This is a genomic window from Salinispora fenicalii, assembly GCF_000514815.1.
Lineage (GTDB): Bacteria > Actinomycetota > Actinomycetes > Mycobacteriales > Micromonosporaceae > Micromonospora > Micromonospora fenicalii.
The window spans coordinates 64,827-84,106 of record NZ_AZWQ01000009.1 but is presented as its reverse complement, the minus strand read 5'-3'; the positions used below and the strand labels follow the sequence as shown (position 1 = coordinate 84,106).

The window sequence follows — 19,280 nt, the reverse complement described above, 5'->3', positions numbered from 1 at the left end:
GGGGTGGGCGCGGCAGGTTTCGAACCTGCGACCCCTCGCTTGTAAGGCGAGTGCTCTCCCACTGAGCTACGCGCCCCGGGCGCCGGTGAGACGGGCCGGAGGCTGGCAAGCTTACCCTGCCGCCACCGACCCCACTCCGACGGCCGACCGGTGTCAGGCGGCCGTCACCTCGGCCAGCGCCTTACGCCAACCCTGCTGGTCGCGGGCCTCGCCCGGCATGTTCATCTCGGCGAAGCGGACCACACCCGCCTTGTCGATGACGAAGGTGCCCCGGTTGGCGATGCCGGCAACCTCGTTGAAGACCCCATAGGCCTGGGCAACCGAGCCGTGCGGCCAGAAGTCGGAGAGCAGCGGGAACTGGTAGCCCTCCCGGTCTGCCCAGATCTTGTGGGCGTACACCGAGTCAACGCTGACGGTGAGCACCTGAACATCGTCGTTGACGTACTGGTTCAGGTTGTCCCGTACCTCGCACAGTTCACCCTGACACACACCGGTGAAGGCGAGTGGGTAGAAGACCAGCAACACGTTGCGCTTGTCGCGGAAGTCGGCGAGCCGAACCTCCTGGTTGTTCTGGTCCTTGAGCACGAAGTCCGGCGCCTGCGCGCCAACCTCGATGGGCATACGGAACTCCTTGCAGTCGGGTCAACGTCACAAAAGCCTGCCATACGGCGGGAGCTGAACGGTACGAAGTCAGTTACCTCTTACTCTTCGACCCGCGGCGCAGCACCAGCCGGGCGCCGCTCCAGTCCCGGCCAGCGTTGATCGTGGAGGTCTGCTGCAGACCGGCGGTGGGTGCGGACTCGGCGATCTCGCTCGGCTCCACGTGCCCCTCACGTCCAGCCTTCGGCGTCAGTAGCCACACGATTCCGCTGTCCGCCAGCGGGCCGAGGGCATCAACGAGCAACTCGAAGAGGTCACCGTCGCCGTCCCGGTACCACACCAGTACCGCGTCGACCACCTCGTCGGTGTCTTCGTCAACCAGTTCCCCACAGCGGTTGGTCAGTGCGTCTCGGAGATCCTGGTCGACGTCGTCGTCGTACCCCATCTCCATGACGACCATCCCCGGCTCGATTCCGAACCGGTCCGCCAGGCTGCGTACCCCGTCGGCGGCCTGACCAGCGGTCGCGCTCACTGTCGCGTGCCTCCTCTTTCATCCAGCTCACGGCGTCGGTCAACGCCGTGAGCCAAGTCCACACAGTTGCGGCTCGGCGCGCAAGTGGCACACCGGGTGGAACGGAATTTACCCTGCCAAGAGCGTTCGGGCACCCTGGGTGATGGCATCCTCGGTGACCAGAACCTGACGGGCCGCCGGGCCTAATGGTACGAACGAGTCAACTGCTGCGACACGCCGCACCGCTCCGACGTATCCGGCATCGACCAAGGCCGCGATGATCCCCTCCCCCACGCCGCCGGAGCGCCGGGTCTCGTCCACGACCAGGACCCGCCCAGTCGCGGTGGCCTCCCGAATGAGGTCGGCGACCGGCAGCGGCGCAAGCCACCGCAGGTCGACTACGCGGCTGCCGACCCCCTCCTCGGCGAGCACCGCGGCGGCACGCAGCGACAGCCGTACCCCGTTGCCGAAGGTGATGATCGTAATGTCCTCGGCCGAGCCGACACCGTAGCCGCGGGCCCGGCCGATCGGCACCTGCGCGCTCGCCCAGGAGTCCGGCCCCGCGTACTCGGCGAGCCACTCCCCATCGCCCTCCGCGCGCAGGTCGCGTGCGTGGTAGAGCGCGATCGGCTCCAGGAAGACGCAGACGCTGCCGTCTACCGCCGCACTGGCCAGGCAGGTACGCAGCATGGGCGCGGCGTCGTCCGGTCGCGCCGGCACCGCGACCACCAGGCCGGGGACATCCCGGAGTACGGAGACCGAGTTGTCGTTGTGGAAGTGACCACCGAACCCCTGCTGGTACGCCAGCCCGGCGATCCGGACCACCATCGGATTACGGAAGGCGCCCTGCGAAAAGAACTGCATGGTGGCGGCCTCGCCGCGCAGTTGGTCCTCGGCGTTGTGCAGATACCCGAGGTACTGGATCTCCGGCACCGGCAGCATCCCGGCCAGCCCAGCGCCTAGGCCGAGCCCGAGGAGCGAGGTCTCGTCGAGCAGGGTGTCGAAGACCCGGGCTGCTCCGAAGCGCTCCCGCAGCCCCTTCGTCACCCCGTACACCCCGCCCTTCACCCCGACGTCCTGACCAAACACGGCCATTCGTGGGTGGTCGAGCAGGCCGTCGGCGAGGGCGGCGTTGATGCTCTGCCCGAGGGTCAGCGGACCGGCCAATTCGGGCACTTTGCCACCGAAGGCCTCGGCTCGGGCAGCCGCGCCGGGGCCTTCGGCGCGGGCCGCGGCAGCGGCGATGGCCTGGGCGACCCGTGCCGGCCGCCGTGGTGCCAGCGGGGCGAGGACCTGCGCCGGATCAGCCAGCTTCGGCTCCTCCAGCACCTCCTCGGCGATCCGGCGGACCTGCCAGCCGATCTGGTCATACCGGGCCAGCAGGGCCGCGCCGGTGGTGATGCCCGCACCGGTGAGCAGCCGGGCGGTGACCAGCAGCGGATCCCGCTCAAGGTCGGCGGTGATCTCGTTGGTGGTGCGGTACGCGGTCTCGGTGTCCGCACCGGCGTGCCCCATCAGTCGTACGGTCGACAGGTGCAGCACGGCCGGCCGGCGGTGTCGACGGACCCACTGCACCGCCTCGGTCGCCACCGCGTACGCCTCGACCAGGTCAGTTCCGTCGGCGGTGAAGTAGCGGACTCCCGGCTTCGCGCGTAGGACCGCCGCGACCCAGCCCTGCGGTGACTGCACGCTGATGCCAAGGCCGTTGTCCTCGCAGAGGAACAGGACGGGTAGTCGTAGCCCGATGTGGTCGTACCAGCCGGCGGTGTTCAGGGCGGCGGTGGCGCTGGCGTGGTTCACCGACGCGTCGCCGAAGGAGCAGAGCACGACGGCCGCTGGCGGCCACGGCGCGTTGTCGGGGATGGTGTGCTGGTCCGCCCCGTCGAGCCGGCGCGACCGCTCTAGCGCCAGCCCCAGACCGACCGCGCGAGGCAGGTGCGAGGCGACAGTGGAGGTGGTTGGCACGACGGCGAGGTCAGCTCGGCCGAAGACTTTGTGCCGGCCGCCGGCGATCGCATCCCGAGCCGAGGCGACCATCCCGCGCAGCACGTCGCGGGCCGCCTCAGCGTACTCGGGGGTGAGGGAGCGTTGCCCGTCGTCTGCCGACACAGCCCAGGTGCCCGCGATCGCGCTGGCGGTGGCGTGGTCGTGCTCGTCCGGGGTGCGATCACCTGCGGCCTGAGCAGCGCGGACGCAGTAGAACGCGCCGGAGCGGTAGTGCAGCAAGGCCGGGTCGGTCGGGGCGAGCGCGGCGGCTACGGCGGCATTGCCCTCGTGGCCGGCCGAGCCGATGGTGTAAAAGCCCTCGCCGAAGCTGCGGAGCCAGCGGCCCGCCAGATCGAGCTGGCGGCTGACGATCTGGGCGTCGAACAGTTCCAGGACCCGCGCGCCGGTCAGCGGCGTCTCCTCGCGGACCGGCCGGGAGGGGTCCCGACGACGCCCGGCGGCGACCAGAGTCCCCAATGTCGCGCGGAGCCGCTCGTCTAGGTCGTACTGGGTGGTCACTCGGACAGCATTACCGACCGAAGCCCGGCGCGCCCAGGGACACGACGGTTGGCGGCCCGGTCTACTCCGCCGCGTCGGCTTCTGGGCAGCCGCGGTCGGACATCTTGGTCACCAGGGCGCGCAGGTCGCTGATTTCCTCATCGCTGAGACCGGCGAGGAGCCGGGATTCGGACATCGCTTGGTGGAGCCGCACTCGCACGCGCCGCCCGGCTGTGGTCACCACGAGTGTCTTCTGCCGCCGGTCGGCGGGGTCGATCCGGCGCTCGACCAGGCCGGCCTGCTCCAACCGGTCCACTAGGGCGGTTACGTTGGACCGGTCGCAGCGCAGCTGCTCGGCGAGTTCCCGGGCGGGCAGCGGCCGGTCTGGGTCGAGTTCGGATAGGGCGCGGGCCACGGCGGGGGTGAGCCCCAGCCGGGTGATGTCGATTTCCTGGTCCTGCCGGATGGTCGAGGCGATCTGCATGATCCGGCGGATGGCGTCCCCGGCCAGCTCGGACCGACTGCCCTCGGGGGAGCCGACCCGCTGGATGGTGCGATGCGCCATGACCGGCACCCTACCCGCCGCCACAGTCGAGGTGGTCAATTCCCGAAACGCGAGGTGGTCAATCCCCGAAACGACGGCACCGGGTGTCGGCGCCACGCACCGGCCCGAGGAGGTTCTGCTCGTCGGGGCCAGTCAGCCGGTTCGGGGGCCGGTCAGCCGGTTCGGGGACTGGTCAGCCGGGCAGGAACGAGAAGCGGACCTGGCGGGTCGGGTTGTCCCCGTTCGGGTCCACCAGGCACAGCGACTGCCAGGTTCCGAGCACGAGCTTTCCGGCACACACGGGCAGTGTCGCGTACGGCGACAGGAAGGCGGGCAGCAGATGGTCCCGCCCGTGGCCGGGGGCCCCGTGCCGGTGCCGCCACCGGTCGTCAGCGGGCAGTAGGTCGTTGAGCACCCGCCGTAGGTCGTCATCGGACCCGGTACCGAATTCGATGAGCGCGAGGCCGGCGGTGGTGTGGGGCACGAAGACGTGCAGCAGCCCGTCTCCCTGTCCGACCACGAACCGCTCCGCCTCGGCGGTGATGTTCCGGACGGTGAGACGGGACCCGGTCTGCACAGTAATAACTTCGGTACGCATACGCCGAATTCTGCCCCGCGGCCCGTCCAGACCAACCCGTGACATCGAGACACCGTCGGGCCACTCCGAATGAGGTTACCGATGAGTACCTGTGTCGAGCATCGCGTCTCCTGCAGGTGAAGTGACGCGGAGTGCCTCGAGAAGGCAGGATGGCCCTATAACCTGACCAAAATCCAACCGAGGGAACGCCTGTGGCCACGGAACGCAAGCGCCCGGTGATCAGTGCCGGTCTGCCGAGCCAGCTTCCGGACATCGACCCCGACGAGACCGGCGAATGGGTCGAGTCGCTCGACGGTGTCATCGACGAGCGCGGGACGAAGCGCGCCCGCTACGTCATGCTGCGCCTGCTGGAACGAGCCCGCGAGCGTCAGGTCGGGGTGCCATCCCTGACGACCACGGACTACATCAACACCATCGCTCCGGAGCAGGAGCCCTGGTTCCCCGGTGACGAACACGTCGAGCGGCGCATCCGGGCCTACATCCGGTGGAACGCGGCGGTGTTGGTGCACCGGGCCCAGCGGCCGGAGATCGGCGTCGGCGGGCACATCTCGACGTTCGCCAGCTCGGCCTCGCTCTACGAGGTCGGCTTCAACCACTTCTTCCGGGGTAAGGACCACCCGGGGGGCGGCGACCATCTCTTCTACCAGGGGCACGCCTCCCCCGGCATGTACGCGCGGGCGTTTCTCGAGGGCCGGCTCGGCGAGCACCAGCTCGACGGATTCCGCCAGGAGCTGTCGCACCCCGGCGGCGGGCTGCCGTCGTACCCGCACCCCCGGCTGATGCCGAACTTCTGGGAGTTCCCCACCGTCTCGATGGGCCTCGGCGGCGTCAACGCCATCTACCAGGCCCGGTTCAACCGCTACCTGCACCACCGCGGCATCAAGGACACCTCCGACCAGAACGTGTGGGCGTTCCTCGGCGACGGTGAAATGGACGAGCCGGAGACGCTGGGCGCGATCGGCGCGGCCGCCCGGGAGGAGCTGGACAACCTCACCTTCGTCATCAACTGCAACCTGCAACGCCTGGACGGACCGGTCCGCGGCAACGGCAAGGTCATGCAGGAGCTGGAGGCGTTCTTCCGGGGCGCCGGCTGGAACGTCATCAAGGTCGTCTGGGGCCGCGAGTGGGACCCACTGCTCGCCCGGGACACCGACGGTGCGCTGGTCAACCTGATGAACACCACGCCCGACGGTGACTACCAGACCTACAAGGCGGAGTCCGGGGCGTACATCCGGGAGCACTTCTTCGGCCGCGACCCGCGGACCCGCAAGATGGTCGAGCACCTCAGCGACGACGAGATCTGGAACCTGAAGCGGGGTGGCCACGACTACCGGAAGCTCTACGCGGCGTACAAGGCCGCGATGGAGCACACCGGGCAGCCGACGGTGATTCTGGCCAAGACCATCAAGGGTTGGACGCTCGGCTCGCACTTCGAGGGGCGCAACGCCACCCACCAGATGAAGAAGCTGACGCTGGAGGACCTGAAGACCTTCCGCGACCGGCTCTACTTGGACATCCCGGACAAGGCGCTGGAGGAGAACCCCTACCTGCCGCCGTACTACCGGCCGGAGGCGAAGTCCGACGAGCTCGAGTACCTGCACGAGCGGCGCCGGCAGCTCGGCGGCTACCTGCCCTCCCGGCGGCCCGGCACAAAGCGGCTCACGATCCCTGGCTCGAAGAGCTTCAGCGACGTCAAGCGCGGTTCTGGCAAGCAGAAGGTGGCCACCACGATGGCCTTCGTCCGGCTGCTCAAGGACCTGATGAAGGACAAGGAGTTCGGCCGGCGCTGGGTACCGATCATCCCGGACGAGGCCCGCACCTTCGGGATGGACTCGCTCTTCCCGACGCGGAAGATCTACTCGCCGCACGGCCAGCGCTACACCTCGGTTGACCGGGAGCTGTTCCTGTCATACAAGGAGGCGACCAGCGGGCAGATCCTGCACGAGGGCATCAACGAGGTCGGCTCAGTCGCCTCCTTCACCGCGGCCGGCTCCGCGTACGCCACGCACAACGAGCCGATGATCCCGATGTACATCTTCTACTCGATGTTCGGGTTCCAGCGGACCGCGGACGGGCTCTGGGCGGCGGCCGACCAGATGGCCCGGGGCTTCCTGCTCGGCGCTACCGCCGGACGGACCACGCTCAACGGCGAGGGCCTCCAGCACGAGGACGGTCATTCGCTGTTGATCGCCGCCACCAACCCGGCGGTGGTCGCCTACGACCCGGCGTTCGCCTTCGAGATCGCGCACATCGTGGAAGACGGCCTGCACCGCATGTACGGCGAGGCGCAGGAGAACATCTTCTACTACCTGACGGTCTACAACGAGCCGATCGTGCAGCCGGCGGAGCCGGCAGAGATCGACGTCGAGGGCATCCGTAAGGGCATCTACCGGTATGCGCCGGCGCCCCAGGTGGACGGCCCGTCGGCACAGCTGCTCGCCTCCGGTACCGGCATGCAGTGGGCGCTCAAGGCGCAGGACCTACTCGCCCGGGACTGGGGGGTGGCCGCCAGCGTCTGGTCCGTGACCTCCTGGACCGAGCTGCGCCGCGACGCGGTCCAGGCGGAGGAGCACAACCTGCTCAACCCGACCGAGCAGCAGCAGGTCCCGTACGTGACCACCAAGCTGGCCGACGCCGACGGACCGAAGGTCGCGGTCAGCGACTGGATGCGCGCGGTGCCGGATCTGATTGCCCGCTGGGTGCCCGGCGACTACACCTCGCTCGGCACCTGCGGGTTCGGCATGTCGGACACCCGGCACGCGCTGCGTCGGTACTTCCACGTGGACGCGGAGTCGATCGTGGTCGCGACGTTGCGGCAGCTCGCGCTCCGCGGCGCGGTCCCGGCGGGGGTTCCCGCCGAGGCGGCCAAGAAGTACGCCATCGATGACATCGGAGCCGCCCCGGTCGGTGAGACCGGCGGCGACAGCTGACCGACGGTCACGACCGGCCCGGCGCGGAGTGTTCCGCGCCGGGCCGGCGGCGTCTCTCGGGTGTTCCGTCCACATCCCCTCATGCGGATACTCAACGCATGTGGATGCGTACTGCCCATGATGGATCCAGCCGGTCGGTAGCCACCGGCCTGGCGGCCGCGGTGACGAGGCGATGGCGCCGCCCGGTCGGTGCCCTCCTGGTGCTCGCCACCGCGGCCGGATTGGCCGGGTGCACCCCGGCACCCCTGCCGGTGGCGGCGCTACGCAACATCGACGGAGCGGCGGTTCTGGTGCTGGCCGACTGCCCCACCTTCACGGCCACCTCGGTGAGTGTGTACCCAGTCGGCAGCACCACAAGCGGCAAGTGGAGAATTTCCCAGGACACCCGAGAGTTGGTCGGGGAGGTTCCCCTGTTCCAGGTGCCCTCGGGCTGGGAGCTCGACCAGCAGACCCTGGACGCCTTCCAGCCGGGCCAGGAGTATTCAGTCGCCGTCTACGGTCGGGCGGAGCGTGCCCGGCCGATCAAATTCACTCTCGCGCAACTGGCGGCTCTCGGCCCGGACCAGGTGTTGGTCGATCGCGGCGAAGCCGTCTCGCTGACCCGGTTCCGCGACCAGGCTCGCAGGAAGTGCTAACCGCCCCGTACCCGGGAGTGGGAGTGGGAGTTACCCAGTGGCGGTGGCCCGGATCCCTGGCTAGGACCCCGGGCCACCGCCGGTACGGGTGACGCCAGGACGAGGCCCGGTCAGCCGACGGCGGCCAGGTCGGTCAGCCGGGCGAGCGAGTCCTCCAGGTCGGCGCCGACCCGACGCAGGCCGAGCCGGAGCAGGGCGGCCTTGACCGGACCAGCCGGCCAGCGTACGACGATCAGCCGCACGACCGTCCCGCCCTCCGCCTCGTCCGCGGTGAGCTGGACGTAGATCTCGGTGCGCGCCTCCGCTCGGGCACCGGCGCCCTTGGCGCGTTCCCGCCAACCGATCAGGGTCGGCTCCTGGTAGGCGATCACCTCGGCCTCATGGGCCGCGCCGCGCCCCGCCTGGACCCGCTGCCGCCGGCCGAAGCCCTCCCCGGAGAGCACTTCCGCCGCCCGGACCCCGGCCAGCCAGGCCGGTAGCTGTTCAGCCCGCTGCACGACGCCCCAGACCGCTTCGATCGGCGCGGTTACGTGCGAGCTGCGTTCCACGAGGATCATTTTCCGTCTTCCTCCAGTGCAGACAACCCACAATATCGGCACTCTATGCGCAATTTCGGACTTAAACGGACAGGTAGGTAGAAGACACGCCGAAGACCCTTGCCTCCATCCGTGTGATACCGGTATGGCCGCCACCGATGGCGAGGGGCCCTTCCGGACGCCCGTACGGCCGGCCGTAGGCTTGGGGGCGTGACGGTACGTGTGCGCTTCGCCCCTTCCCCGACCGGAATGTTCCACGTCGGCGGTGCCCGCTCGGCCCTACAGAACTGGATCTTCGCCAAGCAGCAGGACGGGGTGTTCGTACTCCGGATCGAGGACACCGACGCGGCCCGCAACAAGCCCGAGTGGACCGAGGGAATCCTGGCGGCGCTGGAGTGGATCGGCATCGCGCGCGGCAGCTACGAAGGGCCCTACTTCCAGTCCTCGTACGCGACCGAGCACCGCGCCGCCGCCAGCCGGCTACACGAGGCCGGACGGGCGTACTACTGCGACTGCACCCGGGAGGCCGTACAGGCCCGTACCGGCTCAGCACACACCGGCTACGACGGCTTCTGCCGGGATCGGAATCTGGGACCGGGTGCCGGCCGCGCCCTCCGCTTCCGCACCCCGGACGAGGGTGCGACCGTGGTGGTCGACCTGATCCGCGGTGAACCAACCTTCGAGAATCGGCTGATCGAGGACTTCGTGATCGCCCGGAGCGACGGTTCACCGGTCTTCCTGCTCGCCAATGTGGTGGACGACATGACGATGGGGATCACCCACGTCGTCCGGGCCGAAGAGCACCTACCCAACACGCCGAAGCAGCAGCTGCTCTGGGAGGCACTCGGCGTGAAGCCGCCGGTGTGGGCGCACGTCCCGGTCGTCGTCAATGAGAAACGGCAGAAGCTGTCCAAGCGCCGCGACAAGGTGGCCCTGGAGGCGTACCGCGACGAGGGCTATCTGGCCGACGCGATGCGCAACTACCTGATGCTGCTCGGCTGGGCGCCGGCCGGCGACCGGGAGATCGTGCCCTGGCCGGCAATTGAGGAGGAGTTCCGGCTGGAGGGGGTGAATCCCTCCTCGGCCTTCTTTGACGAGAAGAAGCTACGCGCGTTCAACGGCGAGTACATCCGAGCGCTGCCGGTCGCCGATTTCATCGCGGCATGCCAGCCATGGTTGACCGGCACCGCGACCATCGCGCCTCCGCCGTGGCAGCCGGACGAGTTCGACGCCGAGGCGTTCGCGGCGGTGGCACCGCTGGCGCAGACCCGGATTGCAGTGCTCAGCGAGATCGTGCCCAACGTGGACTTTCTCTTCCTCGACTCGCCACTGATTGACGAAGGAGCATGGGCCAAGGCGATGAAGGAGGGCGCTGGCGACCTGCTCGACGCGGTGATCGCCGCCTTCACCGCAGTGCCTTCGTGGGACGCGGACTCGACCAAGTCGACACTGGAGGCGGTCGGCGCGGAGCACGGCCTGAAGCTGGGCAAGGCCCAGGCACCCGTCCGGGTCGCGGTAACGGGTCGCCGGGTCGGCCTCCCCCTCTTTGAATCGCTCGAGGTCCTGGGCCGCGAGCGCACCCTGGCCCGCCTACAGGCCGCCCGACTCCGCCTCCCCTGAAGCGAGATACCTACCCTGCCGTCCGATTGTCCGGCGCGGTAGGTAAAATGCGCGGGTCGACCGACCGCGATCGGTTACTCCTCGGTGGAGGATCACAGATAGTTGAAATTTCTTCACCAGGAGATGTGGCCAGCTGTCGCGTGACGGAGTCTATTGAGGTGGGGGCGTCCGGCCTAGCATCCGGGTGCCCACGGCGATCCGCGTGCACGAAGCCCGCAGCGATGCCATCCATCGAACGGGGGCGAGGAGGCAGCGATGGTCCGTAGCATCCGGCGGTTGGCCGCCGTCATGGCCAGTGGTCTCGCGGCGGGAGTGCTCTCGCTCGGCCTGGCCGCACCCGCGTCGGCGACGTCGAAGCCGCCGCCTGCGGGTGTGGAGATCACCGGCGTCGGGCTGGTGGAGCCGCTACGCCTCAGCGCCGACACCCACCCGAGCCAGGTGGCGGCCGTCATCGACCAGGTCAACTTCCTCGGCAACGCCGGTCAAAGCAGCGAACCGGACCAGGCCGGCCGCGGTCCGAAGTACACCGTCGTCGTGCTCGCCGGCGACAAGCCCAAGCAGACCTACGACCTGTACCCGAAGGCCACCGGCGGGCCCCGCATCTATCGACCGGCCAAGCAGCCGGACTCGCACAAGACCGCCGCCGGCTGGTTCTTCGGCCGGCTTACCATGTCGGAGACGCTGCGGAAAGCTGGCCTGCCGTTGGAACGGCAGGTGGACACGGTCGGCGGTGGGGCCGGCGGCAGCGAACGGATGATTCCGGAAGATTCGCTTAACCCCGCTGGGAACATCAACGAGGCCTTCAGCGGGTTGCCTCGGCTGCTCCTGGTCAACGTCGCCGTCGTGCTGACGATCACCTTCGGGCTGGCCGGGATCGCCCTGCTGATCCGGCGTCGGTCTCGCTGACGCCGTCGGCGTGGCTCCGGTGCCGAGCTGGTCGGGGCGCGGGCACTGCCTTCAGCGACCGCTTCCCCACCGCTGGGTCAACACCAGCGGCTGGGGGGCCGGCCCGGACGCCCAGCCCGTGACCGAGGTCGAACCGGGCCGTGCCGGTGCGCGCCCGCCCAGCCCGGCAGGCCGCTGAGACAGCCCTGAACCGGGCCCGGCGGCGATCCGACCGACTCGGCGGACCGTTGGCGCGGCACCACTGAATCGTCATCAACGCACTCCGGTAGGGGCCCACTCGGTGTCTCGCCCGGCGCGCTGCCGCCAAGCCACCGGTGGTTCTTGGTTGCCGGCAACTCGTGGTGGCCCGGCCGGCAGTGCCCGTCCTGGGCACAGCCGCGCTCGGCCTCCCCGTGCGCCATCCAGGTCTCCTCACCCTCGCCGTCGCACGCCGGCGCTGCCCCGGCGTGCCCTGTCACCGTACTGGCCGGGACCGACAGGCGGTGCGGCGCGCGTACCAGGTCACATTTCAAATCGACGCGAATCAAGACCGATGCGGCCTTCCGGGTAGACCGGGAAGGCCACCCGTATACCGCCGGCAGCCCCCGCTTACCCGGCACAACACCGCAGGTAGCGACGTGTCAGGCTAGGGCAGTGAACGAGCCGGGAACCGAGCTGGCGGCCACTCTGCGCCGAATCGAGCGGGCTGCGGGAGCGCTCGCCACCGCCAGCGTGGCGCGGATGGATGAGACACTGCCCTGGTTCCGCGAGCTCCCGGCCGACCAACGCTCCTGGGTCATGTTGGTGGCGCAGGCTGGTGCCCGATCCCTGGTGCAGTGGCTGCGCGCCGGCGGCGGCACCGCGGACAGCACCCAGGAGGTCTCCGACGAAGTCTTCGCGACCGCACCGCAAGCCCTGGCCCGCTCCATCAGCCTCCAACAGACGGTAGCCCTGATCAAGGTGACCATCGATGTGGTGGAGGAACGGGTCCCGACCCTCGCCGCTCCCGGTGAGGAGCAGCAGCTACGGGATGTGGTGCTGCGCTACTCCCGGGAGATCGCGTTCGCCGCCGCCCGGGTGTACGCGCGGGCCGCCGAGTCTCGTGGTTCCTGGGACGCCCGACTCCAGGCCCTACTGGTTGACGCGCTGCTACGGGGCGACTCACCAGATGTCCTGGCCAGCCGGGCGGCGGCGCTGGGCTGGGCGGACGCGCCCCCGGTGGCGGTGGCGGTGGGCCGCTCCCCCGGCGGGGAGGTCTCCGCCGTGCTGCACACCGTCTACCGACTGGCCCGGCGTATCGGTGCCGAGGTGATCGGCGGCGTGCACGGCGACCGCCTGGTCATCGTGCTCGGCGGGGTGGCCGATCCGCTGGCCGCCACCGGCAAGCTACTCGACGCCTTCGGTACCGGCCCGGTCGTGGTGGGCCCGGCCGTGCCGAGCCTGGACGAGGCCACCGACTCCGCCCGGGCCGCGCTCGCCGGATTCCGGGCCGCCCCCGCTTGGCCGGCCGCACCCCGACCGGTGCCCGCCGCCGACCTGCTACCGGAGCGGGCGCTCGCCGGCGATGCCGAGGCCCGCCGCCGGCTGCGGCACGACGTGTACGCCACGCTGGCCCGCTCCGGCGGCGAGTTGCTGGAGACCCTGGACGCCTTCTTCACCGCCGGCGGCACCCTGGAGAGCGCGGCCCGGGCGCTGTTCGTACACCCGAACACGGTGCGGTACCGGCTGCGGCGGGTGGCCGAGGTGACCGGGCTGTCGCCCCTCGCGGCACGGGACGCGTACGCGCTCCAAGTGGCGCTCACCGTCGGCCGACTAGACCCAGTAGTCGCCCAGACACCGAACCGGACAACCAGCCAGATTACTCCCAGAACAGGGCAATAAACTGACGATGCCCGTAGATCTTTGTAGGATTCCTCCAAAGGTTCTAGTGCGGTTTGGTGCCAGGCGGCACAGCGCTACTCGCGCAAATCCGGGAGAGTCATATCCGTGCTCGCCGTACTCTCCCCCGGCCAGGGTTCACAGAAACCCGGCTTCCTGACCCCCTGGCTCGACCTGCCCGGCACCGAGGCGCGGTTGCGCTGGTGGTCCGCGCTCGCCGGGGTCGACCTGGTGCACCTCGGCACCGCCGCGGACGCTGACGAGATCAAAGACACTGCCCGCACCCAGCCGCTGCTCGTTGCCGCGGCGCTGCTCGCCGCCGAGCAGCTGCCGATGCACGATGTCGCACTCACCGCCGGCCACAGCGTTGGGGAACTGGGCGCGACCTCGCTCGCCGGAGTGCTCACACCGGAGGCCGCGGTCACTCTAGCCGCCGTCCGGGGGCGCGAGATGGCAGCTGCCTGCGCGCTGGAACCGACCGGGATGGCCGCCCTACTCGGCGGCGACCCCGGCGAGGTGCTCGCCGCTATCGAAAAACACGGGCTACACCCCGCCAATCGCAACGGCGCCGGCCAGGTCGTGGCCGCCGGCTCCCTCGGCGGACTGGAAAGACTCGCCGCCGAGCCACCCGCCCGCGCCCGCGTCCGCCAGCTCCAGGTGGCCGGCGCCTTCCACACGCCGTACATGGCTCCGGCCGAGGCCGCCCTGGCCACCGTGGCTGCCGGCGTCACTCCCACCGATCCAACTCACATCCTGCTGTCGAACCTCGACGGCGCCGCCGTGAACCACGGCCGGGAGATGGTGCAGCGGCTGATCCGCCAGGTCACCGCCCCGGTCCGTTGGGACCTGTGCCTGCGCACCCTCGCCGACCTCGGCGTGACCGCGGTGATTGAGCTACCCCCGGCCGGCACCCTCGCCGGCTTGGTCAAGCGGGAGCTGAAGGGCGAGGCCGCCCCGGAGATCGTCACCCTCAACACGCCCGACGACCTGCCCGCCGCGCGGGACTTGATCGCCCGGCACAGCGGCCTTGGTGGCCACGAGCCGATCATCCAGTTCCGGGTCGTGGTATCCCCCGCCGCCGGCACCTTCGTCCCCGCTGACGAGCTGACCGAGGGCGTTGACCTACGCGCCGGTCAGATCATCGGCCACGTCGCCACCCGGCAGGGCTCGGTCGAGGTCACCGCACACGACAGCGGCCTACTCACCGAGTGGCTCGCCCACCACGACGACCCGGTGGCCCCGGGCCAGCCGCTGGCCCGAATCGGCGGCCACACATGACATCGCGGTACCCATGGCCGCATAGGGAAGGACACCCTTGATGACGGGCAGCCGGATCGTTGCGCTCGGCCACTACCAGCCATCCCGGGTGGTGACCAACGACGAGATCGCCCAGCTGGTGGAGACCAGCGACGAGTGGATCCGCGACCGGGTCGGCATCGTCAACCGCCGGATCGCCGACGGCGAGACGGTCACCGACATGGCCGCCGCCGCCGCTGGCAAGGCGCTGGCCGGCTCCGGCCTGACCGCCGCCGACATCGACCTCGTCGTGGTGGCCACCTGCACCTCGGTCGACCGCAGCCCGAACGTCGCCTCCCGGGTCGCGGCCAAGCTCGGCATCACCTCGCCCGGCGCGTTCGACCTCAACACCGCCTGCTCCGGCTTCGCGTACGCCCTCGGCACGGTCGACCACGCGGTCCAGGCCGGCGCGGCGCGGAACGCCATCGTCATCGGCGCGGAAAAGCTCTCCGACTTCACCGACTGGACGGACCGTTCGACGTGCATCATCTTTGGCGACGGGGCGGGGGCCGCGGTGGTCACCGCCACCGGGGCCGATGAGCCGACCGGCATCGGCCCGGTGGTGTGGGGCTCGGTGCCGGAGCGCGGCGACGCGGTCCGCATCGAGGGATGGCGCCCGTACGTGCGGCAGGAAGGACAGACCGTCTTCCGCTGGGCCACCACCGCGCTGGCGCCGCTCGCACTCCAGGCGTGCGAGCGGGCCGGAGTCGCCCCGTCGGAGCTGGCGGCGTTCGTGCCACACCAGGCCAACACCCGCATCATCGACGGCATCGTCAAGCGCCTCAACATCCCGCAGGCGATCGTCGCCAAGGACCTGGTCGAGTCCGGCAATACCTCGGCGGCGAGCATCCCCCTGGCCCTGTCGAAGCTGGTGGAGCGGCGTGAGGTGCCCTCCGGTGCACCAGTGCTGCTGTTCGGCTTTGGCGGTGGCCTGACCTACGCCGGTCAGGTCATCCGCTGCCCCTGAGACCCGGTGTGCGGTAGCACGCCACCCTTCGCCACCGCGGCGAAGCAACCCCGATGAGAGGAACCAACAGCAATGACCCGTGACGAGATCACCACCGGCCTCGCCGAGATCCTCGAAGAGGTTGCCGGGGTGACCCCGGACGACGTGGCCGAGGGGAAGTCCTTCACCGACGATCTGGACGTCGACTCGCTGTCGATGGTGGAGGTCGTGGTGGCCGCCGAAGAGAAGTTCGGCGTCAAGATCCCGGACAACGAGGTGCAGAACCTGAAGACCGTCGGGGACGCCGTCAGCTACATCGAGGCGCAGTCCTGACCATGGCCCATACTGACGTCGTCGTCACCGGTCTCGGCGCGACCACCCCGCTGGGCGGGGACGTCGCGTCAACCTGGGACGCCATGCTCAATGGCCAGTCCGGGGTGAGTGCGCTCACCCCGGACTGGGCCGAACAGCTACCGGTCCGGATCGCTGCCCAGCTCGCAGTCGACCCGGCTGGACTGCTGGACCGGGTCAAGTTGCGCCGGTTGGACCGCTCCGAGGCGATCGCGATCATCGCCGCGCACCAGGCTTGGGCGGATGCCGGTCTCGCCGACTCCGGGCTGGACCCGGAGCGGCTCGGCGTCAGCGTCGGCTCGGGCATCGGCGGCGCACTGACCCTGCTCGCCCAGGACGACATCCTCGAAGCGTCCGGTCCGCGGCGGGTCTCCCCGCACACCATTCCGATGCTGATGCCGAATGGCCCCGCCGCCTGGGTCGGCCTGGAGCTGGGCGCCCAGGCGGGCGTGCACTGCGTGGCCAGCGCCTGCGCCACCGGCGCAGAGGCGATCACCCTCGGCATGGACATGATCCGCGCCGGGCGCGCCGATGTGGTGGTGGCCGGCGGCACCGAGGCAGTCATCCACCAGCTGCCGATCGCTGGCTTCTCCTCGATGCGGGCGATGTCCACCCGCAACGACGAGCCGGAGAAGGCCTCGCGCCCCTGGGACAAGGCCCGCGACGGCTTTGTGCTCGGCGAGGGTGCTGGGACGATCGTGCTGGAACGCGCCGACCACGCCGCGGCCCGCGGCGCCCGGGTGTATGCCCGGCTCGCCGGCGCCGGAATAACCTCCGACGGCTACGACATCGTTCAGCCGCACCCGGAGGGCGCCGGCGCGGTTCGGGCCATCGCGAAGGCGATCGCCGACGCGGACATCGACCGGCGCGACATCATGCACGTCAATGCCCACGCGACGTCAACCCCGGTCGGCGACCTGGCCGAAATCAAGGCACTGCGCCAGGCGCTGGGCGACCACCCAGTCCTGACGGCGACGAAGTCGATGTCCGGGCACCTGCTCGGCGCGGCCGGCGCACTGGAGTCGATCGCCACGATCCTGGCGATCCGGGATGGCGTGGTACCGCCCACGATCAACCTGGACGACCCGGACGACGGTCTCGACCTGGATGTGGCCGCCAACAAAGCGCGCCACCTGGAGATCCCCGCTGCGCTGAACAACTCCTTCGGCTTCGGCGGGCATAACGTGGCTCTCGTCTTCACGCGGGCCTGAGACCACAGCCTTGGAGGCTCACGTGACCACCACTGTTGCCGGCCCCGATACGTCTACCGTGGACTATCGGGATCCGGAGCTGCGGCTCCGGTCCCTGTTCGACGCGGGCACGCTCCGCCTACTCGCCCCCCGCGACACCTCCGGCGTGCTCTGTGCCCGTGGCGAGATCGAGGGCACACCGGCCATCGCGTACGCCACCGACGCCACGAAGATGGGTGGCGCGATGGGCCTTGACGGCTGCCGACACATCGTTGACGCGATTGACACCGCCGTCCGGGAGCGGGTGCCCGTGCTCGGGCTCTGGCACTCCGGCGGAGCCCGGCTCGCCGAGGGCGTGGTCGCGCTCGACGCGGTCGGTCAGGTCTTCGCCGCCATGGTCCGTGCCTCCGGCCGGGTGCCACAGATCTCCGTCGTGCTCGGTCCCGCCGCGGGGGGCGCCGCCTACGGGCCGGCGCTCACCGACATCGTGGTGATGAGCGGTGCCGGCCGGATCTTCGTGACCGGCCCGGAGGTCGTCCGCAGCGTCACCGGCGAGCAGGTCGACATGGCCCGCCTCGGTGGTCCCGAACCGCACGGCCGACGCTCCGGCGTCGTCCACGTGACGTGCCGGGACGATGCGGAGGCGCTGGCCGAGTCGCGCCAGCTCGCGGCGCTCCTCGGCCACCAGGGTCGGCTCTGCCCAGACGATGTGCCGGCCACCGCCGAGGAGGGGCACGACCTGGCCGCGAAGATGCCGGCCGAGACCAACCGGGCGTACGACGTCAAGCCGGTGGTCAAGGCACTGCTCGACGCGCCCGGTGTCGAGCTGCACGCCAAGTGGGCCCCGAACATCGTCACCACCCTGGGGCGGTTCGCCGGCCGGACGGTCGGAGTGATCGCCAACAACCCGCTGCGGCTCGGCGGCTGCCTCGACGCGTCCAGCGCCGAGAAGGCGGCCCGCTTCGTGCGGATGTGCGACTCGCTCGGCGTACCGCTGATCGTGCTCGTTGACGTTCCCGGCTACCTGCCCGGGCTGGGCCAGGAGTGGGACGGGGTGGTCCGGCGCGGCGCGAAGCTGCTGCACGCCTTCGCCGAGGCGGTCGTGCCGCGGGTAACGCTGGTGACCCGCAAGGCGTACGGCGGCGCGTACATCGCCATGAACTCCCGTTCCCTGGGCGCGACCGCGGTCTTCGCCTGGCCGAACGCGGAGGTCGCGGTGATGGGCGCCAGCGCGGCGGTGAACATCTTGCACCGTAAGAAGCTGGCTGCCGCCCCACCGGAGGAGCGCGAGGCGCTGCGCGCCGAGCTGATCGAGGAGCAGATCCGGGTCGCGGGTGGAGTGAACCGCGCGTTGGAGATCGGTGTGGTCGACAACGTCATCAAGCCGGCCGAGACCCGCCGGCAGATCGCTGAGGCTCTCGCGGGGGCACCAGCCGGCCGCGGCGCGCACGGCAACATCCCGCTCTAGCGGACCTCCGACGGCCCCCGGGTACCGCTGAAACCGCGGTGTCCGGGGGCTGCGGTATACCTCTATCCCAGTGGGTGGCCGGCACGCTGCACAGTGTCGGTCCAGTTCGATCCTGGGGATGTGTACTGTGCTGCGTCATCGTCTACCGGCCACACTGGCCGTTCTCGCCCTCCTGGTGCCGGCCGGCTGCGGCGCGGAGGAGAATCCGGCCGACGAGCCGGCGCCGGCCGAGAACACCGCCGTCGGCGAACCCTGGTACGACGAGATCACCCCAGCCGACGCCGAGGGTGCCGCCGGTGGCGCGGACGGGCCGTGCCCGCTGCCGGTCACCTTCCCGGTCGCCGAGGGCTGGCAGGCCGAGACCATCGAGTTGGACCCGACTACCGCCGCTGACCCGGAGCTGGCCGCCGAGATGGCGGCGATAATGACGCTGCGCGGGGGCGCCACCGTACAGTGCGAGGTGGGCCGCGGCCTAGGCGGCGGTTTCCTTCGGGTCTGGACCACCGAGCAGGGCGTCACACCCCGGGCGGCCCTGGACGCCTTCCTCGCCGACACGTCGCTCGATCAGGCCACCGAGGCGCAGTTCCGCGACCTGACCGTCAATGATCTCACCGGTGTGGAGGCGACCTGGGTCAGCCAAAACGCGCTTGACGAGGACAGCCGAAGCTGGGGAACGGCCGTCTCGGCCAACGGGCAAGCCCTGCTGTTCGTGACCAACGAGAGCCTGCTCGCCGACCACTCCGACCTACTGCCGGTGTATCGGTTGGCGGTACAGGGGTTGCGTACCGCGGGCTGACCCCCCCGACCG

The 19,280-nt window shown here is 70.1% G+C and carries 17 protein-coding genes, 1 tRNA gene and 1 pseudogene; 11 read left to right on the top strand and 8 right to left on the bottom strand.

Translation table 11 applies throughout. The annotated features are described in order from the left end of the window. Positions 1-4 precede the first annotated feature (4 nt). The 6 genes from B116_RS0101970 to B116_RS0101945 all read right to left on the bottom strand — a co-directional run bounded on the left by B116_RS0101970 (position 5) and on the right by B116_RS0101945 (position 4,737). A tRNA-Val gene (locus B116_RS0101970) sits at positions 5-76 on the bottom strand. Between the two features lie 77 nt (positions 77-153). Continuing rightward, positions 154-621: a peroxiredoxin gene (locus B116_RS0101965; RefSeq protein WP_018721371.1), complete on the bottom strand. Its 468-nt coding sequence runs from the start codon at positions 619-621 to the stop codon at positions 154-156. A gap of 73 nt (positions 622-694) precedes the next feature. After that, entirely contained in the window at positions 695-1,132 is a 438-nt protein-coding gene (locus tag B116_RS0101960) for a DUF3052 domain-containing protein (RefSeq protein ID WP_018721370.1), read from the bottom strand. Positions 1,133-1,240: 108 nt separating this feature from the next. Continuing rightward, positions 1,241-3,616 carry a transketolase C-terminal domain-containing protein gene (locus B116_RS0101955; protein WP_027659059.1) on the bottom strand — a complete coding sequence of 792 codons (2,376 nt, stop codon included), beginning with the start codon at positions 3,614-3,616 and terminating at the stop codon, positions 1,241-1,243. 61 nt (positions 3,617-3,677) lie between these two features. Then, positions 3,678-4,160: a MarR family winged helix-turn-helix transcriptional regulator gene (locus tag B116_RS0101950; RefSeq protein WP_018721368.1), complete on the bottom strand. Its 483-nt coding sequence runs from the start codon at positions 4,158-4,160 to the stop codon at positions 3,678-3,680. 172 nt (positions 4,161-4,332) lie between these two features. Then, positions 4,333-4,737, bottom strand: a complete 405-nt coding sequence (locus tag B116_RS0101945; RefSeq protein WP_018721367.1) for a YjbQ family protein — start codon at positions 4,735-4,737, stop codon at positions 4,333-4,335. A gap of 191 nt (positions 4,738-4,928) precedes the next feature. On the opposite strand from B116_RS0101945, the gene aceE reads away from it, so the two are divergent. Both aceE and B116_RS0101935 read left to right on the top strand, forming a co-directional pair. Next, positions 4,929-7,667, top strand: a complete 2,739-nt coding sequence (gene aceE, locus B116_RS0101940; RefSeq protein WP_027659058.1) for a pyruvate dehydrogenase (acetyl-transferring), homodimeric type — start codon at positions 4,929-4,931, stop codon at positions 7,665-7,667. Between the two features lie 98 nt (positions 7,668-7,765). Beyond that, entirely contained in the window at positions 7,766-8,302 is a 537-nt protein-coding gene (locus B116_RS0101935) for a hypothetical protein (RefSeq protein ID WP_223874494.1), read from the top strand. A gap of 110 nt (positions 8,303-8,412) precedes the next feature. On the opposite strand, the gene B116_RS0101930 is transcribed toward B116_RS0101935, so the two are convergent. Further along, positions 8,413-8,859 (bottom strand): SRPBCC family protein, encoded by a 447-nt coding sequence (locus tag B116_RS0101930; RefSeq protein ID WP_012014582.1) that lies wholly within the window; start codon positions 8,857-8,859, stop codon positions 8,413-8,415. A gap of 189 nt (positions 8,860-9,048) precedes the next feature. Between B116_RS0101930 and gltX the strand changes: the two genes are divergently transcribed. Both gltX and B116_RS0101920 read left to right on the top strand, forming a co-directional pair. After that, complete coding sequence (gene gltX, locus B116_RS0101925) at positions 9,049-10,458, top strand: glutamate--tRNA ligase (protein ID WP_027659056.1); 1,410 nt, start codon at positions 9,049-9,051, stop codon at positions 10,456-10,458. A gap of 255 nt (positions 10,459-10,713) precedes the next feature. Next, the gene (locus B116_RS0101920; protein ID WP_027659055.1) at positions 10,714-11,364 is read left to right on the top strand and encodes a hypothetical protein; all 651 of its coding nucleotides are present in this window, start codon (positions 10,714-10,716) and stop codon (positions 11,362-11,364) included. Positions 11,365-11,441: 77 nt separating this feature from the next. On the opposite strand, the gene B116_RS28720 is transcribed toward B116_RS0101920, so the two are convergent. After that, positions 11,442-11,765: a hypothetical protein gene (locus B116_RS28720; RefSeq protein WP_026321544.1), complete on the bottom strand. Its 324-nt coding sequence runs from the start codon at positions 11,763-11,765 to the stop codon at positions 11,442-11,444. An 81-nt stretch (positions 11,766-11,846) separates the two neighbouring features. On the opposite strand from B116_RS28720, the pseudogene B116_RS0101910 reads away from it, so the two are divergent. The 7 genes and pseudogenes from B116_RS0101910 (at position 11,847) to B116_RS0101880 (ending at position 19,268) form a co-directional block, all read left to right on the top strand. After that, positions 11,847-13,224: pseudogene (locus tag B116_RS0101910) on the top strand (PucR family transcriptional regulator). 105 nt (positions 13,225-13,329) lie between these two features. Then, positions 13,330-14,499: an acyltransferase domain-containing protein gene (locus B116_RS0101905; protein WP_027659053.1), complete on the top strand. Its 1,170-nt coding sequence runs from the start codon at positions 13,330-13,332 to the stop codon at positions 14,497-14,499. A 40-nt stretch (positions 14,500-14,539) separates the two neighbouring features. Beyond that, positions 14,540-15,484, top strand: coding sequence for a beta-ketoacyl-ACP synthase III (locus tag B116_RS0101900; protein WP_018721361.1), 945 nt, complete (start codon positions 14,540-14,542; stop codon positions 15,482-15,484). A gap of 72 nt (positions 15,485-15,556) precedes the next feature. Further along, on the top strand, positions 15,557-15,796 hold the full coding sequence (locus B116_RS0101895) for an acyl carrier protein (RefSeq protein ID WP_012183711.1): 240 nt from the start codon (positions 15,557-15,559) through the stop codon (positions 15,794-15,796). Between the two features lie 2 nt (positions 15,797-15,798). Further along, entirely contained in the window at positions 15,799-17,025 is a 1,227-nt protein-coding gene (gene fabF, locus B116_RS0101890; RefSeq protein ID WP_018721360.1) for a beta-ketoacyl-ACP synthase II, read from the top strand. 22 nt (positions 17,026-17,047) lie between these two features. Then, positions 17,048-18,472: an acyl-CoA carboxylase subunit beta gene (locus B116_RS0101885; RefSeq protein ID WP_027659052.1), complete on the top strand. Its 1,425-nt coding sequence runs from the start codon at positions 17,048-17,050 to the stop codon at positions 18,470-18,472. Between the two features lie 118 nt (positions 18,473-18,590). Then, positions 18,591-19,268, top strand: coding sequence for a lipoprotein (locus tag B116_RS0101880; protein ID WP_188115982.1), 678 nt, complete (start codon positions 18,591-18,593; stop codon positions 19,266-19,268). The last annotated feature ends 12 nt before the right edge of the window (positions 19,269-19,280 follow it).